16 protein-coding genes are annotated in these 16476 nt (G+C 63.6%); 9 read left to right on the top strand and 7 right to left on the bottom strand.

All coding sequences use genetic code 11. The features are described from left to right. Window positions 1-161: 161 nt before the first annotated feature. The gene (gene purC, locus P6U28_RS19540; RefSeq protein WP_008974302.1) at window positions 162-929 is read left to right on the top strand and encodes a phosphoribosylaminoimidazolesuccinocarboxamide synthase; all 768 of its coding nucleotides are present in this window, start codon (window positions 162-164) and stop codon (window positions 927-929) included. Between the two features lie 13 nt (window positions 930-942). Continuing rightward, entirely contained in the window at window positions 943-1185 is a 243-nt protein-coding gene (gene purS, locus P6U28_RS19535; protein ID WP_063682443.1) for a phosphoribosylformylglycinamidine synthase subunit PurS, read from the top strand. A 177-nt stretch (window positions 1186-1362) separates the two neighbouring features. Here purS and P6U28_RS19530 read toward each other — a convergent pair whose 3' ends face one another. Continuing rightward, window positions 1363-2379: a magnesium and cobalt transport protein CorA gene (locus P6U28_RS19530; RefSeq protein ID WP_122402484.1), complete on the bottom strand. Its 1017-nt coding sequence runs from the start codon at window positions 2377-2379 to the stop codon at window positions 1363-1365. A gap of 165 nt (window positions 2380-2544) precedes the next feature. Between P6U28_RS19530 and purQ the strand changes: the two genes are divergently transcribed. Continuing rightward, window positions 2545-3246 carry a phosphoribosylformylglycinamidine synthase subunit PurQ gene (purQ, locus tag P6U28_RS19525; RefSeq protein WP_122402485.1) on the top strand — a complete coding sequence of 234 codons (702 nt, stop codon included), beginning with the start codon at window positions 2545-2547 and terminating at the stop codon, window positions 3244-3246. Further along, window positions 3243-4232 (top strand): tripartite tricarboxylate transporter substrate binding protein BugD, encoded by a 990-nt coding sequence (locus P6U28_RS19520; protein WP_407123014.1) that lies wholly within the window; start codon window positions 3243-3245, stop codon window positions 4230-4232. The genes purQ and P6U28_RS19520 overlap by 4 nt, the downstream gene beginning before the upstream one ends. 195 nt (window positions 4233-4427) lie before the next feature. Here the strand turns inward: P6U28_RS19520 and P6U28_RS19515 are convergent, their stop codons facing one another. Next, a complete protein-coding gene (locus P6U28_RS19515) occupies window positions 4428-5393 on the bottom strand; it encodes a DMT family transporter (protein WP_407123013.1) in 966 nt (321 codons plus the stop codon). A gap of 74 nt (window positions 5394-5467) precedes the next feature. Further along, window positions 5468-5947: a PaaI family thioesterase gene (locus P6U28_RS19510; protein ID WP_162500212.1), complete on the bottom strand. Its 480-nt coding sequence runs from the start codon at window positions 5945-5947 to the stop codon at window positions 5468-5470. A 184-nt stretch (window positions 5948-6131) separates the two neighbouring features. Here P6U28_RS19510 and purL point away from each other — a divergent pair, with 184 nt between their 5' ends. Next, the gene (gene purL / locus P6U28_RS19505) at window positions 6132-8342 is read left to right on the top strand and encodes a phosphoribosylformylglycinamidine synthase subunit PurL (RefSeq protein ID WP_129145490.1); all 2211 of its coding nucleotides are present in this window, start codon (window positions 6132-6134) and stop codon (window positions 8340-8342) included. Between the two features lie 152 nt (window positions 8343-8494). Next, the gene (locus P6U28_RS19500; protein WP_407119947.1) at window positions 8495-9661 is read left to right on the top strand and encodes an IS110 family transposase; all 1167 of its coding nucleotides are present in this window, start codon (window positions 8495-8497) and stop codon (window positions 9659-9661) included. 538 nt (window positions 9662-10199) lie between these two features. Here P6U28_RS19500 and P6U28_RS19495 read toward each other — a convergent pair. Further along, window positions 10200-11387, bottom strand: coding sequence for an acyltransferase (locus tag P6U28_RS19495; RefSeq protein WP_122402489.1), 1188 nt, complete (start codon window positions 11385-11387; stop codon window positions 10200-10202). A 176-nt stretch (window positions 11388-11563) separates the two neighbouring features. Here P6U28_RS19495 and P6U28_RS19490 point away from each other — a divergent pair, with 176 nt between their 5' ends. Next, window positions 11564-11737: a DUF1328 domain-containing protein gene (locus tag P6U28_RS19490; RefSeq protein WP_007612121.1), complete on the top strand. Its 174-nt coding sequence runs from the start codon at window positions 11564-11566 to the stop codon at window positions 11735-11737. Window positions 11738-11822: 85 nt separating this feature from the next. Here P6U28_RS19490 and P6U28_RS19485 read toward each other — a convergent pair whose 3' ends face one another. Then, complete coding sequence (locus tag P6U28_RS19485; protein ID WP_122402490.1) at window positions 11823-12182, bottom strand: DUF427 domain-containing protein; 360 nt, start codon at window positions 12180-12182, stop codon at window positions 11823-11825. A gap of 184 nt (window positions 12183-12366) precedes the next feature. On the opposite strand from P6U28_RS19485, the gene P6U28_RS19480 reads away from it, so the two are divergent. Further along, window positions 12367-12603 (top strand): BolA family protein, encoded by a 237-nt coding sequence (locus P6U28_RS19480; RefSeq protein WP_027525381.1) that lies wholly within the window; start codon window positions 12367-12369, stop codon window positions 12601-12603. Between the two features lie 24 nt (window positions 12604-12627). Then, entirely contained in the window at window positions 12628-13821 is a 1194-nt protein-coding gene (locus tag P6U28_RS19475) for a low temperature requirement protein A (protein WP_162500213.1), read from the top strand. Window positions 13822-13991: 170 nt separating this feature from the next. Here the strand turns inward: P6U28_RS19475 and egtD are convergent, their stop codons facing one another. Together egtD and egtB are read right to left on the bottom strand one after the other, a co-directional pair. Then, window positions 13992-14963 (bottom strand): L-histidine N(alpha)-methyltransferase, encoded by a 972-nt coding sequence (gene egtD, locus P6U28_RS19470; RefSeq protein ID WP_162500214.1) that lies wholly within the window; start codon window positions 14961-14963, stop codon window positions 13992-13994. 50 nt (window positions 14964-15013) lie between these two features. Next, the gene (gene egtB, locus P6U28_RS19465; protein WP_407123084.1) at window positions 15014-16306 is read right to left on the bottom strand and encodes an ergothioneine biosynthesis protein EgtB; all 1293 of its coding nucleotides are present in this window, start codon (window positions 16304-16306) and stop codon (window positions 15014-15016) included. Window positions 16307-16476 lie beyond the last annotated feature (170 nt).

The following is a 16476-nucleotide window of genomic DNA, read 5'->3' as shown; positions in this document are numbered from 1 at the left end:
ACAGCCAATCGGATAGGTTGCCTAAAGGTTTGGTTCCCGTTCTGTTTCCAAGGGTTATGAATGGGTTCCCGGCCGTTCACGGCAGCTCCGCTGTGGGTCGTAATCCTCGTCAACCGGAGCACACCAAATTCATGGATTTCAACAAAACACGGTACATCCCCATGAGCCGTCGGCGTCGCATTTATGAAGGCAAGGCAAAGGTTCTCTACGAAGGCCCGGAGCCCGGTACCCTGATCCAGCACTTCAAGGACGACGCCACCGCGTTCAATGCCAAAAAGCATCAGGTGATCGAGGGCAAGGGTGTCCTCAACAACCGGATCTCGGAGTACCTGTTTCAGCACCTCAATGACATCGGGGTGCCGACCCATTTCATCCGCCGTCTCAATATGCGCGAGCAGTTGATTCGCGAGGTCGAGATCGTGCCGCTGGAGGTGGTGGTGCGGAACGTTGCCGCCGGCTCGCTGTCGCAGCGCCTCGGCATCGAGGAGGGCACGCAGCTGCCGCGCTCGATCATCGAATTCTACTACAAGAACGACCAGCTCAACGACCCCATGGTGTCGGAAGAGCACATCACTGCCTTCGGCTGGGCGACGCCGCAGGAAATCGACGACATCATGGCGCTCGCCATCCGCGTCAACGATTTCCTCACCGGCCTCTTCCTCGGCATCGGCATCCGCCTCGTCGACTTCAAGATGGAGTGCGGGCGCCTGTTCGAGAACGAGATGATGCGGATCATCGTTGCCGACGAGATCTCGCCGGATAGCTGCCGTCTGTGGGACATCAAGTCGAACGAGAAGCTCGACAAGGACCGTTTCCGCAGGGATCTCGGCGGCCTGCTCGAGGCCTATACCGAAGTTGCAAAACGTCTCGGCATCCTCATGGAGAACGAGCGTCCGGCGGGCTCCGGCCCGGTGCTGGTGAAGAGCTGAGAGAGGATTTGACGTGAAGGCACGTGTTACCGTTACCCTGAAGACGGGCATCCTCGATCCGCAGGGCAAGGCCATCGAAGGCGCGCTGAAGTCGCTCGGCGTCGACGGCGTCGCCAGCGTTCGCCAGGGCAAGGTGTTCGACATCGAGCTCGCCGGCGCCGACAAGGCCAAGGCGGAGGCGGCGCTGAAGGAAGCGGCCGACAAGCTGCTGGCGAATACCGTGATCGAGAATTATCGGGTCGAACTGATCGGCTAAAGCGCGATGAGATTTGGATGAATCGTCATCGCGCTTTAGCTTGTTGTTTACGCATGATCTTTCCGGAAAACCGCTTCGCACTTTTCCGGATCATGCTTTAGGCCGGACTTGGTCGTAGCCCGGATTGCGCTGCGCTCAACCCGGGGTACGAAGTTATTGCCGAGCGGCTTTCGCAGCTCACAGCCATCCGGCGCGCCGAAAACGCCAGTAGAGCGCGCCGCACGCCGTCAGCATCACGCCGAGCAGAATGTAATAGCCGTACTCCCATTGCAGCTCCGGCATGTGCTTGAAGTTCATGCCGTAAATGCCGGCGAGTGCGGTCGGGATGGCGGTGATCGCGAGCCAGGAGGCGAGCTTCTTGGACACCGCGGTCTCGTGTGCCTGGCCGACCAGCAGGCTCGCCTCGAAGGCGAAGGCCAGCACCTCGCGCATGGAATCGATGCGCTCCTGGATGTTGCGGACATGGTCGGTGACGTCGCGGAACAGGGGCTGCATCGTCGCGCGCACCATCGACAGCTCATCGTGCTCGAGACGGCGGCAGACCTCCACCAGCGGCCCGATTGCGTTGCGGAGCCGCAACAGGTCACGCCGCAGCATGTAGAGCCGCTCGATCTGCGTCTTGGTGATCGCATGCGTGAGCACGTCGTCCTCGATCTCCTCGATCTCCTCGTGAATGCTTTCCAGCACGGGCGAGTAATTGTCGACGATGAAATCGAGGATGGCGTAGAGGATGTAGTCCTCGCCGCGCGCGAGCGCGCGCGGGCAGCTCTCGCAGCGTTCGCGCACCGGCGCGTAAGAGGTCGAGGCGCCGTGGCGCACCGAGACCAGATAGCCGTCGCCGACGAAGATGTGGGTCTCGCCGAAGGCGATCCGGCCCTCGATCAATTGCGCCGTGCGCGCGACGATGAACAGCGCCTCGCCATATTGCTCGATCTTGGGCCGCTGATGGGCGTGGTTGGCGTCCTCGATGGCGAGCTCGTGCAGGTCGAACTGCTTCTGCACCGCGCCGAGCAGCGCCATGTCAGGCTCGTGCAGCCCGATCCAGACCACGTGGCCGGGCTTGGCCCGCCAGCTCGAGGCCTCGCTGATGGCGATGTTGGCGATGCGGCGGCCGTCGACATAGGCGCCGGCGGCGACGACGCCCTCGGTGGACACCGGTTCGGAACGGGATGTGGACAGCGACGCGACGTTCATGACTTCAATCCCGGGCAATTCGAGCGGCCAAATCCGACCGGCCATGGCCTGTGTACAAAGGCGTTCCGCAACGCTAGCACTGGTAAAATTCCCGTCAAATGGTTATGTCTCTTCACGAATTGGCCCTTTGGCCAGCCCGATTCCCACCACCGTCGGAACCCTGCCATGAAAGCCGCCATCCTCGTCTTTCCCGGAATCAACCGCGAGCGCGACATGGCGCGCGCATTGAGGCTGATCTCCGGCAGTGAGCCGGCGATGGTCTGGCACGCCGAGACGTCATTGCCGCCGGGCACGGATCTCGTGGTCGTGCCCGGCGGCTTCTCCTATGGCGACTATCTGCGCTGCGGCGCTATCGCCGCGCGGGCGCCGGTGATGGATGCGGTGCGCGACTATGCGGCCAAGGGCGGGCTCGTGCTCGGTGTCTGCAACGGTTTCCAGATCCTCTGCGAATCCGGCCTTCTGCCGGGCGTGCTGATGCGCAATGCGCGGCTGAAGTTTATCTGCAGGGATGTGCATCTGCGCGTCGAGCGGTCCGATACCCCGTTCACCCGCGGTTACAACGCCGGCCAGGTGATCCGGGTGCCGGTCGCCCATGGCGAGGGCAATTACGAGGCGGACGAGGAGACCATCAAGCGGCTCGAAGGCGAGGGGCGCGTGCTCTATCGCTATTGCTCCGCCGATGGCGTGGTCGATGAGGCCGCCAACATCAACGGCGCGGCGCATTCCATCGCCGGCATCATCAACGACAAGGGCAACGTGCTCGGCATGATGCCGCATCCCGAGAACCACGTCGAAGACATCATGGGGTGCACTGATGGCCGCGGCCTGTTCGCCGGCCTCGCCCAGCATCTGGAAAAAGCGGCGTGATCTCGCTTGTGGTGAAGCGTGCTCTCGCCGCGATCGCGACGCTGGCGTTCGCGACATTTTCGATCGCGACTTGCGCATCCGCCCAGGACTATCCCAAGCGCCCGGTCACCATGATCGTGCCGTTCGCGGCCGGCGGCACCTCGGACGTGATCGCGCGCGCGGTCGCCGAGCAGATGGGCATTGCGCTCGGCCAGACCATCGTGATCGAGAACGTTGCAGGTGCCGGCGGCTCGACCGCACTGGCGCGTGCCTCCCGCGCCGAGCCCGACGGCTATACCATCGCGATCGGCAACGCCGGCACCAATGCGGCGACCTATACGATCTATCCAAAATTGCCGTTCACGCCGGAATCCTTCGTTCCGATCGCCATGGTGGCGAAGACCTTCGGCATCATCGCGCTGCGCAAGGACTTTCCGGCAAAGGACCTCAACGAGTTCATCGCCTACGCCAAGGCCAATCCCGGCAAGATCAATCTCGGCCATGCCGGCGTCGGCTCCTCCAACTATCTGATCTGCAAGAGCTTCGTCAGCGCCGCCGGGATCGACGCGACGCTGGTCGGGTATCGCGGCGCCGCGCCCGCACTCACCGATGCCGTCGGCAGCCAGATCGACGGCGTCTGCGATGCGGCCGCCTCGGTCTCGCAGGCGATCAACGAGAAGTTGGTGAAGGGGCTGGTGGTCGGCTCGACCGTTCGCCTCGCCACGTTGCCGGAGCTGCCGACCTCGGCGGAAGCGGGCCTGCCCGAGTTCGAGGCACAGGGCTGGAACGGCCTGTTCGCGCCCAAGGGCACGCCGCCGGCCGTGATCGCCAAGCTGAATGCCGCGGCGCGCACGGCTGTGGAAACCGACGCGGTGAAGAAGCGATTTGCCGATCTGTCGACTGTCGCACCTGACGACAACGAGCATACGCCGGAGTTGCTGCAGCAGCTCGTCACGCGCGACGTCGAGAAGTACCGGAAGATGCTGGCGGACGACGCCAAGCAATAGCTGTGTTTGGACATCGTCTTCAACGAGCTGCTGATCCAGATGCGCCGCGCGCCATATCTGCGCAGGCCCAGCCGAATGGCTATCGATCGGGGGAAGCCGATTTCGGGGTGAGCGGAGCGGGTTCCTCGCCTCTCCCCGGCGGGGAGAGGTGAACCGAGCTATCTGCTCGCATCGATGCAACCAAATCTCATTCCACTACCGCAGCTTAAGCTTCTCCGCCGGCACCGTCATGGCCGCAACGCCAGCCATGACCAACAACAACCCCAGCGCCAGGTTCGACGGCACGCTCTCGCCGAGCAGCAGCACGGAGAGGCCGACGCCGATCGGGATGCGCAAATAGCCTTGCGCGTTGGTGGTCAGCGTGCCGAGCCGGCCGAGGCAGACGTAGAACAGCATCAGCCCTAGCGCGCTCGACACGATGCCCATGACAATGGTGGCGATGATGGCCGTCGGCGTCGGATGCAAAGTCCAGGGCTGGTCGATGATCAGCGAGGGAGGCAGCAGCACGAGGCCGCCGAACAGCAGGGAGCCGGCCGCAACCACCATCGGGTCGTACTCGGACAGCCTCAGGCCGAAGATGGTCGCGCAGGCAAAGGAGACGGTGGCGAGGAGGATTGCGATCTCTGCCACGATCTCGCTACCGAAGCCGCGCAGCGCATCGAGGCCGACAATGGCGAGGGTGCCGGCGAGGCCGAGGATCGCGCCAACGAGCTTCAGCAGCGTCGCCGGCTCGTGCCGCGTGATCAGGGAGGTGATCAGGAAGGCGAAGATCGGCGTCGTCGAGGCCAGCACCACCGTATTCGAGGCCGGCACATATTGCTGCGACCAGGTGATGATCAGGAACGGGAAGGTCGAGTTGATCAATTGCTGGGTCGCGAACAGCTTCCAGGCCTTCGCGTGGGTCGGGATCCTGACCCCGCGCATCCACAGGGTGGCGAACAGGAAGGCGGCCGCGATCAGCGAGCGTGCCGAGATGAAGGTGATGGGTGGGATCGTATCCAACGCCAGCTTGGCCAGCGGATAGGTCGAGCTCCAGCAGCAGGCCAGCGCGAGCAGCAGTGCATAGTCGCGCCAGTTGCGCGCGCCGGTGGCGGCGATCGACGACAATGGCGCTGATCCGGACGCCGTCATGCGACCCGTCTCGGATGTGCTCTGCGGCACCTTATGTCTGCTCCCCGGCGCGAAAGCGCTTAGGCAACTGTGGGCGAGGGGGCGGCAAAAAGGAAGGCGCCGAGCTATGCGTTTGGCTGAGGTTGCGCCTTCCGCTTCACCCGCTTGATCGTGCCGGAAAAGGTGAACAGCTGCCTGTCGCCGGACATCATCCTGCCACGCAGAAAAATCAGCGAACCGCCGGCCCGGCTGACCTCGCCGGTGCATTCGACCAGCTCACCCTCCCGGGCCGCGTCGAGGAATTCGCAGGCAAAATTGGTCGTCACGGCCCGTCCATCCAGGACGTGGGTGGCGATCGCAAACAGGGAATAGTCCGCAAAGGCCATGTAGCAGCCGCCATGGACGTTGCCGGAGCCATTGAGGTGCTTCTTCTCGACCCGGAAGGCGCAGCGGACGCTGCCGTCCGGCTCGATCCGGTGCCAGAAGGGTCCGACATGGGACTCAAAACTGTCGCGAATCCAGGTCCGCCAGCCCTTGAATTCCCCCTCTGTCGCGACATGGAGGTCGGGGCGGCGGGGCGGGGGCGCTTTGGTCAATTCGTGCAAGGAAATAGGCCTTCAATTGCGGGTCTTTAGCCCTTAAATCCGATCCGTTCGCGCCGTGCAATTCCCGTTCCCGCGGGGCCCCCGGCGCAAAACGTGGGACAGCGGGAAAATGCGTCATAAAGGGCTTTTCGTGAGCCCCCGATGTTCCTAAGAACGGCCAACCGCCGCCGAAAGCCTCGAATCCATGAAGAATGAACCCAAGATCACCCCCGAACTGGTTGCCGCCCACGGGCTCAAGCCCGACGAGTATGAGCGCATCCTGAAGCTGATCGGGCGGGAGCCGACCTTCACCGAGCTCGGCATCTTCTCGGCGATGTGGAACGAGCACTGCTCGTACAAGTCCTCGCGCATCCATTTGCGCGGCCTGCCGACAAAAGCGCCTTGGGTGATCCAGGGCCCCGGCGAGAACGCCGGCGTGATCGACATCGGCGATGGTCAGGCCGTGGTCTTCAAGATGGAGAGCCATAACCACCCGAGCTACATCGAGCCCTATCAGGGTGCGACCACCGGTGTCGGCGGCATCCTGCGCGACGTCTTCACCATGGGCGCGCGCCCCATTGCCTGCCTCAATGCGCTCAGCTTCGGCGCGCCCGAGCACCCGAAGACGCGGCATCTCGTCTCCGGCGTCGTGGCGGGCGTCGGCGGCTACGGCAATTCCTTCGGCGTGCCGACCGTGGGTGGCCAGGTGCGCTTTCACACCCGCTACGACGGCAACATCCTGGTCAATGCCATGGCTGTCGGCCTCGCCGACGCCGACAAGATTTTCTATGCGGCCGCCTCAGGCGTGAACATGCCGATCGTCTATCTCGGCTCCAAGACGGGGCGCGACGGCATCCATGGCGCCTCGATGGCCTCGGCCGAGTTCGACGACAAGTCCGAGGAGAAGCGCCCGACCGTGCAGGTCGGCGATCCCTTCGCCGAGAAGCTGCTGCTCGAGGCCTGTCTCGAGATCATGGAGAAGGGCTGCGTCATCGCGATCCAGGACATGGGCGCAGCGGGCCTGACCTGCTCGGCGGTGGAGATGGGCGCCAAGGGCGATCTCGGCGTCGACCTCGATCTCGATGCGGTGCCGACCCGCGAGACCGGCATGAGCGCCTACGAGATGATGCTCTCGGAGAGCCAGGAGCGCATGCTCATGGTGCTCAAGCCCGAGAAGGAGAAGGAAGCCGAGGCGATCTTCACCAAGTGGGGCCTCGATTTCGCGGTGGTCGGCTACACCACGCCGAGCAAGCGCTTCGTGGTCAAGCATGGCGGCGACGTCATGGCCGACCTGCCCATCAAGGAGCTCGGCGACGAGGCTCCGGTCTATGACCGGCCGCATGTCCCCTCCGCCGCGCTGCCGATCGTGCATGCCCGCGACGTGCCGGCACCGATGACGCTTGGTGCCGCGCTCGAGAAGCTGATCGGCACGCCCGACATGTGCTCCAAGCGCTGGGTCTGGGAGCAGTACGACCACGTCATCCTTGGCAACACCATGCAGCGCCCCGGCGGCGATGCCGCCGTCGTGCGCGTACAGGACGGGCCGAAGGGCCTCGCGCTGACCGTCGACGTCACGCCGCGCTATTGCGAGGCCGATCCGTTCGAGGGCGGCAAGCAGGCCGTCGCCGAAGCCTGGCGCAACATCACCGCGGTCGGCGGCAAGCCGCTCGCGATCACCGACAATCTCAACTTCGGCAATCCTGAAAGGCCCGAGATCATGGGCCAGTTCGTCGGCTGTCTGAAGGGCATCTCGGAAGCCTGCCGCACGCTCGATTTCCCCGTCGTGTCCGGAAACGTCTCGCTCTACAACGAGACCAATGGCCGCGCGATCCTGCCGACGCCCTCGATCGGCGGCGTTGGTCTGCTCGACGATTTCACCAAGTCTGCTTCGCTCGCCTTCAAGGCCGAAGGCGAGGCGATCCTGCTGGTCGGTGAGACCCATGGCTGGCTCGGCCAGTCGGTTTACCTGCGCGACATCTGCGGCCGCGAGGAGGGCGCGCCGCCGCCGGTCGATCTCGCCGCCGAAAAACGCAACGGCGATTGCGTGCGCGGCATGATCCATGCGGGCACCGCGACCGCCGTGCACGACCTCTCCGACGGCGGTCTGCTGATTGCGCTCGCCGAGATGGCGATGGCGAGCGGCATCGGCGCCAAACTGCTGGCGGCGCCGAGTGCGCTGGTGCCGCAAGCCTATTGGTTCGGCGAGGACCAGGCGCGCTATCTCGTCACCGTTCCGGAAACGGAAGCCGGCCGCGTGCTCGCCAAGATGCGCGGCTGCGAGGTGCCGTGCGTGCGGATCGGCACCACCGGCGGCGATGCGATTGCGATCGCAGGCGAGGCGCCTGTTGCGATCGACGTGCTGCGGGCCTCGTTCGAGCGTTGGCTGCCGGAGTATATGGGCGGAAAGGCGGCGTGAGGCGCTGCCACGACCTCCGTCATTGCGAGCCAACGGGTCCGCGCGAAGCGCGGCCCGATGACAGGCTCCGCGAAGATTCCATGGGGAGTGGATAGCGACCAGGTCTGAGGCCAGACTGAGGGTTGCTGAATCCATTCAACCTGGAGACGACGATGTTGCTCGATCATCCTTCCGACGGACTGGCCGCTATCCGCACGCAGTTTGGCGCAATTTTTGTGTCATTGGAACTAAGCCGTTCGACATGGCTGGTCACTTCGCTGTCGCCCTGCAAGGGCGAGAAGATGTCCAAACGCAGCATGAAGGCCGGCGACCTTTCGGAACTGTTGAAGCTGTTTGCGGAGCTGAAGCGCAAGGCGCAGGCGCGAACGGGTGAGAGCTATCCGATCATCGCGATCCAGGAGGCGGGGCTGGACGGGTTCTGGCTTCACCGCGCCCTGCAGCAGGAAGGCATCGAGAGCCACGTAGTCGATCCGGCCTCGATTGCGACGCCGCGCCGGCGCCGGCGGGCCAAGACGGACCGGCTGGATGGCGAGACGCTGTTGCGGACGCTGCTGGCCTACAAGCGCGGCGAGGTACGGGTCTGCGCCATGGTCGTTGCGCCCTCTCCGGCAGAGGAGGACCGCCGTAGGCTGTGCCGCGAGCGAGAGACCTTGATCGCGGAGCGGATCGAGCATGTGAACCGGATCAAGGGTCTTCTGTTCGCGCAAGGGATCTTCGACTACGCGCCGCTGCGGCGAGACCGGCGGAAGCGGCTGGAGGCCTTGCGGACGGGCGACGGGCGCGCCTTGCTGGCGCATCTGAAGGCGCAGATCAGCCGCGAACTCGACCGGCTCGAACTGCTGCTCGACCAGATCACGGCGGTGGAGCGCGAGCAGGATGCGTTGCTGGCCGCGAGCAAGGCGGCGGGGGAGAAGACCGTATCGAACCCGGTGGCAATGCTGCTCGAACTGAAGAGCCTGGGCCCGAACTTCACGGCCGTTCTCTGGTCGGAGGCCTTTTACCGGCAGTTCGCCAACCGCCGCCAGATTGCATCCTATGCCGGCCTTGCAGCCACGCCATGGCGCAGTGGCGGCATCGAGCGCGAGCAAGGCGTGTCGAAGGCTGGCAATCCGCGCCTGAGAACCACGATGATCCAGCTCGCCTGGCTCTGGGTACGCCACCAGCCTCAATCGGCTTTGACCCAGTGGTTCAAGGTGCACAGCCAACGCGGCCGCAAGCGCGCGATCGTGGCGCTCGCGCGCAAGCTGCTCGTGGCCCTCTGGAAGTACGTGACCGCGGGCGTGGTGATCGAGGGAGCCGAGATAAAGGCCGCCGCCTGACACCACGCTCCTCAGCCTCAAAGCCAATCCGCCGAGATTGATCAGCCTCGGCCGATCCGGGTGGACGAACCGATGGATTGCATGGCTTCAAACGCCGTAACGAAGAATGGTCTCGTCCTCTCGAGCCTGCCCGCCGCAAGCGGAATGTTGGTGCAGCCGCCGCCGCGCGGCGACCGAATGTGAGTTTGATCTGGCAAGCAAACCAGATTGCAAAAACCGGCTCGACCCTTGGATCGCCTGACGAAAAGGAGTTATCCGCCCGCTGCCCCGACTGCCAAAGCCTGATGGCGTGCTCGCTCGAGTCAAGGCCAAGTCGCTTCGCGACGGCCCTACGGGCCGACCTTGACTCGATCTGCGCGCGCCATCCTACGTGCTCCACGGTCGGGACGAAGAGCTGGCCTGCAATCGAACAAAGAGCTGAACAAACCGCCTTGACACACCAAATCCCCATGTGAGCAATCCAGGCTGTCTCCTCGGCGGCAGTCTGGATTGCTTCGTCGCAAGGGCTCCTCGCAATGACGAGTGGAGAGGCCTGGCCTCACAACACCTGCGACGCGCCCGGGATCTGCCGCAACGCTCGCGTCAGCGCCCAGCTCGCCGCGACAGTCAGTACAAACCCGATCGTGGCCTTGACGATCGCCGGCAGGTCATAGTCGAACAGCCAGTATTGCAGCCACAGTGCAATCGGATAGTGCACCAGGAACATGCCGAACGCGTCGCCCTGCATTGGATCGAGCAGCCTGGCTGAGCCTGATTGCTTGAACCTCTGGAAAAAGGCCAGGATCAGAAACATGATGGCCACGCTGAAGACAGTGAAGCAGATGGCATAGAGCGCTTCATACCAGTCCGGTAACGGCGACGGGTTGCCCAGTATTTCGCGCTTGATGAAGATCAGCCCCCACAACAGGCAATACGGAACGATCGCCAGTACCATCCAGTCCCAACTGACCTTTGCCATGCGGCCGTCGACAGCGAGCAGCCCGCGATCCATTTGCGCAACGCCGATGCCGGCACCGAAAAAGAAGTAGGTCGCGTAGAGCATCACGCGCCCGTGCTGGACCGAGAATGGCCCGAACTCGAACCAACTGCTTGGTCCGAAGTGAACCCGCCCGGGAATGTAGAACGCCGCGGTGACGGCTAGCATGACCGCGAAGAACACGGCGGGACGACGGCGACCATGTAGCGAAAGGCGATTGATCGGATCGAGCAGATTGGGTGACAGCCGGTGCAGCAGGCAGGCAACCAGGTCGAAGGCGAACAAGACCCAAAGGAACCAAATCGGCCCGCTCGGCCACGGGCCCTTCGTGACCATATTCCACCAGAATTCCGAAAAGCCGATCTCGGGATGCTGCCGCAGGGAGATCGCGTAGTAGGCGAGCGGAATGACCGTAAGGGCACAGACCGCGAAGGGTAAGCCAAGCCGCAGCAGGCGATCTGCCAAATAGCTCCGCGCTCCCTTCCGGGCGATGCCAGACCAGGCGAACAGTCCCGACAGGAAGAAGAACATCGCCATGAAGAAACTATCGGTGGCGAGCACGATCATGTCGAAGCCGAAGAAATACTTCGGATCGGTATGACCGAAATAAGTATAGGGGATCACCGCGTGATGCAGCAGCACCACCAGAGTCAGGAAGGTGCGGGCGCGATCAATCGCCAAATTGCGCGCCTTGCTCTTCGGCGCGGCATGCACCTCTGCGCCGATCGTCGCTGAATGTGACATCGTCATCGTGGCCGCCCCGATCCTGATCCCGGCTGGACTGTGCCGCCGGGAACTCGATTCAGCAAGGACAGTTTATTTGGAAGGTCAGCCCCGACGACCTCTAGGAACCAGTTCCGCGCAGCGAAGTTAGCATCCGCCGAAAACGGCGAGGGCCGCAAGAAAGCGGCAGTTCGGAGCTGGTGATGACCATCCTGAAATGGGCGCTGATCTTCCTACTTGTCTCGATCGTGGCCGGCGTGCTCGGCTTCACCGGCATCTCGGCCGCCTCCGCCGACATCGCCCGCTTCCTGTTCTACGTCTTTGTCGTGATCTTCCTGGTGTTGCTGATCCTGGGGCTCACGATCTTCAGGGCGTAGCGCCGTCGTCAGCGAAGCATCGAACCCGGAATCTCGAGTTCCGGGTTCGGTCCTGCGGACCGCCCCGGAATGACCATCACCAGAACTACCCCACTTCCTCGATCTTCACCTTGTCCGGATAGAAGGCGAGATGGCCGGAAATCTCGGTCATCGCGGGAAAGGGCGTCTCGTAGGTCCAGATCGCGTTGTCCAGCGTCTTGCCGTCGGCCTTGACGCTGTAATAGTTCGCGTCGCCCTTGTACGGGCAGTGGGTGATGCGGTCGGTACGCTCCAGCAGGGCCATGTTGGTGTCCTCTCGCGGCACATATTGCACCGCCGGATATTTGGCCTCCTTTAGGGTCAGCGCCTTGCTGGTCTCGGCGATCACGATGTCGCCCGCCGTGACGCGGACGCGCCGGGGATTTGGGGTGATGGTGATGGGGTGGTCGGGCCCTGGAAGCTTCATGATTTCACGCCTTTTCGATCAATCTGCCGCGCACGGCACTTTGTCGTGCCTTTCTCCTGGTGGGATCACGGATATAGTGTCGGAAGACGTGACCTAGAAGGCCGTTCACGCTAAGTTTGAGCCTGCCGGCGAGGGGACCACTGGCCGTGATTCGAACGCTTAGACCAGAAGGAGCAAGACCCGAATGCCCATGGACGCCCACGATATCGAGGCGATGATCAAGGCAGCGATCCCCGATGCCGAGGTGACCATCCGTGACCTCGCCGGCGACGGCGATCACTATGCCGCGACCGTAATCTCGGAATCCTTCCGCGGCAAGTCGCGCGTCCAGCAGCACCAGATCGTCTACCAGTCCCTGCGCGGCCAGATGGGCGGCGTCCTGCACGCGCTGGCGCTGCAAACCGGTGTACCCGGCAGCTGACCTGATCGCGCCACGGGGACGATGATGGCTGCGGACAACCCGCGCGGCGCGATGTTTCGCGTCATCGTGCCGAACCAGCACAGCCGCGTCACCTTTGTCGAGCTGTTCTTCGACCTCGTCTTCGTCTTTGCCGTCACGCAAATCTCGCACACGTTGCTGCACCATTTCACGCCGCTCGGCGCGGTGCATGTCGTGGTGCTCTTTCTCGCGGTGTGGTGGGTGTGGGTCTACACCGCCTGGGTCACCAACTGGCTCAATCCCGAGCTGACGCCGGTCCGCCTCCTGCTCTTTGCGATGATGCTGGGTGGTCTCGTGCTGTCGACGACGATTCCGACCGCCTTCGAGGGGCGCGGCCTGTGGTTTGCCATTGCCTATGCGACCATGCAGGTCGGACGTACCGCGTTCTGGCTGTTCGCAACGCCGCGGCATCGAACGGCCGTGCGGCACAACGCGATCCGCATCCTGACCTGGCTGTCGATCTCCGCGGTGCTGTGGATCGCAGGCGGTCTGTCCGAGGGCGACACGCGTCTATGGCTGTGGATCGCGGCGGTGACCTGGGAATACATCTCGCCGGCGGCACGCTTCTGGGTCCCGAAACTTGGATTCTCCTCGGTCGAGGCGTGGGCCGTCGAAGGCGGCCACATGGCCGAGCGCTGCGCGCTGTTCGTCATCATCGCGCTCGGTGAAGCCATCGTCGTCAACGGCGCGACCTTCGCTGAACTGGAGTGGACCGCGGGCAATATTCTCGCTTTCGTCGCGGCGCTGGTCGGCGCCATCGCGATGTGGTGGATCTATTTCCACAAGGGCGCGGAGGCGGGCTCCGAGCGGATCTCCAAGTCAGCCGAATCCGGCCGCCTGGCGCGGCTCGCCTACACCTATCTGCACATGCCGATCGTCGCCGGCATCATCCTGACCGCGGTCTCGGACGAGCTCGTGCTGAAGCATCCGACCGGCCATTCCGACATCCGCACGGTCGTGAGCACGATCGGCGGCCCGCTGGTGTTCCTGGTCGGCACCATCCTGTTCAAGCACACGATCCGCGGCTTCCTGCAGCTCTCGCACGGCATCGGCATCATCCTGCTGCTGGCGCTGTGGTGGTTCGCCGCCGATCTGTCGCCGCTCTGGCTGTCGGTCGCAACGACCGTGATCATGATCGTCGTGGCGGTGTGGGAGTCGGTGTCACTGGGGTCGGTGGCGGAAGGGGCCGAGGAGCATTGACTCTTGAGCGGCCTCTGAGCAAGCGCCTCGTCCTTCGAAACGACCGCGGAGCGGTCTCCTCAGGGCGAGGCTAACGGGACGTGGTGCTCCTTGATACTGCTGCCGCGCACTCCGTCCTCATCCTGAGGAGCCCGCCAAGGGCGGGCGTCTCGAAGGATGTCTCGGAGCGCTCACTCAGCGACTTCCAGCGCGTGCACCGAGAACATTTTGGCTGCATCCGTCCAGCTTTCGCGCACGCGCCAACCCGCGCCCTGCGCCAGCGCGGCGAAGCGCTCGAGGCTGTATTTGTAGCTGTTCTCGGTGTGGATGCTCTCGCCGGGGCGGAACGAGAAGCTGGTGCCGAGCAGGCGCACGGTCTGGCTCTTCCTGCTGATCAGGTGCATCTCGATGCGGTGCCGCTCGCGATTGTAGATCGCGCGATGAGTGAAGGCGGAGAGATCGAAATTGCCGCCGAGCTCACGGTTGATGCGCACCAGCACATTGAGGTTGAAGCGCGCGGTGACGCCGGCGGAATCGTTGTAGGCGTCGTGCAGCACGCGCTCGTTCTTCTCGAGATCGGCGCCGATGATCATCTGCGCGCCCGGGCCGAGGATCTCGCGGGCGCTCTTCAGGAAGGCCTGCGCTTCCTGCGGCTCGAAATTGCCGATGGTGGAGCCCGGGAAGAAGCCGACCTTCAGCATGGACGCGACCTGCTTGGGCAACTCAAATGGCGCGGTGAAGTCGGCGGCCACCGGATAGATGCCGAGTGAGGGAAAATCCCGCTTCAGCCCGTTCGCCTGCGCCGCCAGGAAGTCGCCCGAGATGTCGACGGGCACGTAGGCTGCGAATTTGCACTGACCCAGCAGCAGGCGGACCTTTGTTGTTGCACCCGCGCCGAACTCGACCAGTGCCGCGTGCTCCGGAATGATTTTTGCGATCTCGCTGCCGCGCTCCTTCAGGATCGATAGCTCGGTGCGCGTCGGGTAATATTCCGGCAGGTGCGTGATCGCCTCGAACAATTCCGATCCCGTCGCGTCGTAGAAATATTTCGGCGACAGTTTTTTCGGCTGGCGCGAGAGGTCCTCGATGGCCTCGCGGGCAAAGGCAGTGGTCTGCTCGTCGGGGAGATGGGCCTCGGCCAGAGCGCTGGCGTGCACATTCATGATGCTCTCCTGAACGCGCTGTCCGGCGCGCATTTGTCGTCGGATGAGAACTAGTCGTAATAGGCGAGCCGCACTCCGCTGAACTGCCAGCGGTGGTGCGGATAGAAGAAATTACGATAGGTGATACGGCTGTGGCCTTGCGGAGTTGCAAGCGAGGAGCCGCGCAGCACCAGCTGGTTGACCATGAACTTGCCGTTGTACTCGCCGAGCGCGCCTTCGACGGCGCGGTAGCCGGGGTAGGGTGAGTAAGAACTGCGGGTCCATTGCCAGACGATGCCGAAGGCGTCGTTGAGCTGGCCAGCGCGGGCCGCGACCTCCCATTCCATCTCGGTCGGCAGGTGTTTGCCGGACCAGCGCGCGAACGCGTCGGCCTCATAGTAGCTGACATGGCAGACCGGCGCGTCGGGATCGACCGGCTTGAGGCCCGCGAGCGTCATCACCTGCCATGCACCATCGACTTCGCGCCAGTAGCCCGGGGCCTGCCAGTCTTCCTTGCTGGCCGCGGCAAAGCCGTCCATCAGCCAGAGGGTTGCGGTCCGGTAGCCGCCATCCTGCATGAAGTCGAGCCACTCCGCATTGGTGACCAGATTGCGGGCGATCTTGACCGGACCGACGAGGGCGCGGTGCGCCGGCTTCTCATTGTCGAAATGGAAGCCGTCATCGACATGGCCGACGGTGTGTATGCCTTCGTTGAGCGTCAGCCAGTCATCGCCGCTGCGCGTTGCGGCCGGGAAGCGCCAGTCCGGGTCATAGGACGGGTAGATCGGGTTCTGCGCAAAGGCATGCAGGATGTCGGTGAACATCAATTCTTGATGCTGCTGCTCGTGGTTGAGTCCGACCTCGACCAGAGGCGCCAAGGCTCGGAGCTTGTCCGCGCTCGCTTCGCGGAAGAATTTGACGACGGCAGCATCGACATATCTGCGGTAGGCGCCGACCTCGTCCGCGCTGGGACGGGTGATGTCGCCGCGATGATTGCGGGCATGTCGCGGGCCGGCGCTGACGTAATAGGAATTGAACAGGAACGCGAAATCGGGGTGGAAGGGCCGGTAGCCCACGGCGTGCTCGCCGAGCAGGAATTGCTCCCAGAACCAGGTGGTATGGGCCCGGTGCCATTTGGTGGGGCTGGCATCGGGCATGGACTGGATCTGCTGGTCCTCCGGCGACAGCGGCGCTGCCCGCCGTTCGGTCTCATTGCGGACGGCGAGAAAGGCGTCCCCAAGCCGCTGGGCGAGGTTGCCCGAGGACCGTGACGAAAGCGAGGGTGCGGCCGTAGCGGAGGCTGGTTTCGTCACGTTTTTCTCCAGACAGGACAAGAGAACGTCGTTGGCGTTGCCCGGTTCCAAAACCAAGGTTCGTCCTAAATAGGGGCTCCGTTACGGTATGAAAGTCCTCTCCGGCGATGATATTGATGTCATCAGCCTATGGACCTGTTGGGCGCTGCACCGCCGCCAGGGGCCCGTCGCCGCCATTTTACTTTGGATGCACAACGGTTTGGGCTACATATATAGGCAGG

The organism is Bradyrhizobium sp. STM 3561 (assembly GCF_045571455.1).
Classification (GTDB): domain Bacteria; phylum Pseudomonadota; class Alphaproteobacteria; order Rhizobiales; family Xanthobacteraceae; genus Bradyrhizobium; species Bradyrhizobium vignae.
This window is presented reverse-complemented; position numbering and strand designations above follow the sequence as displayed.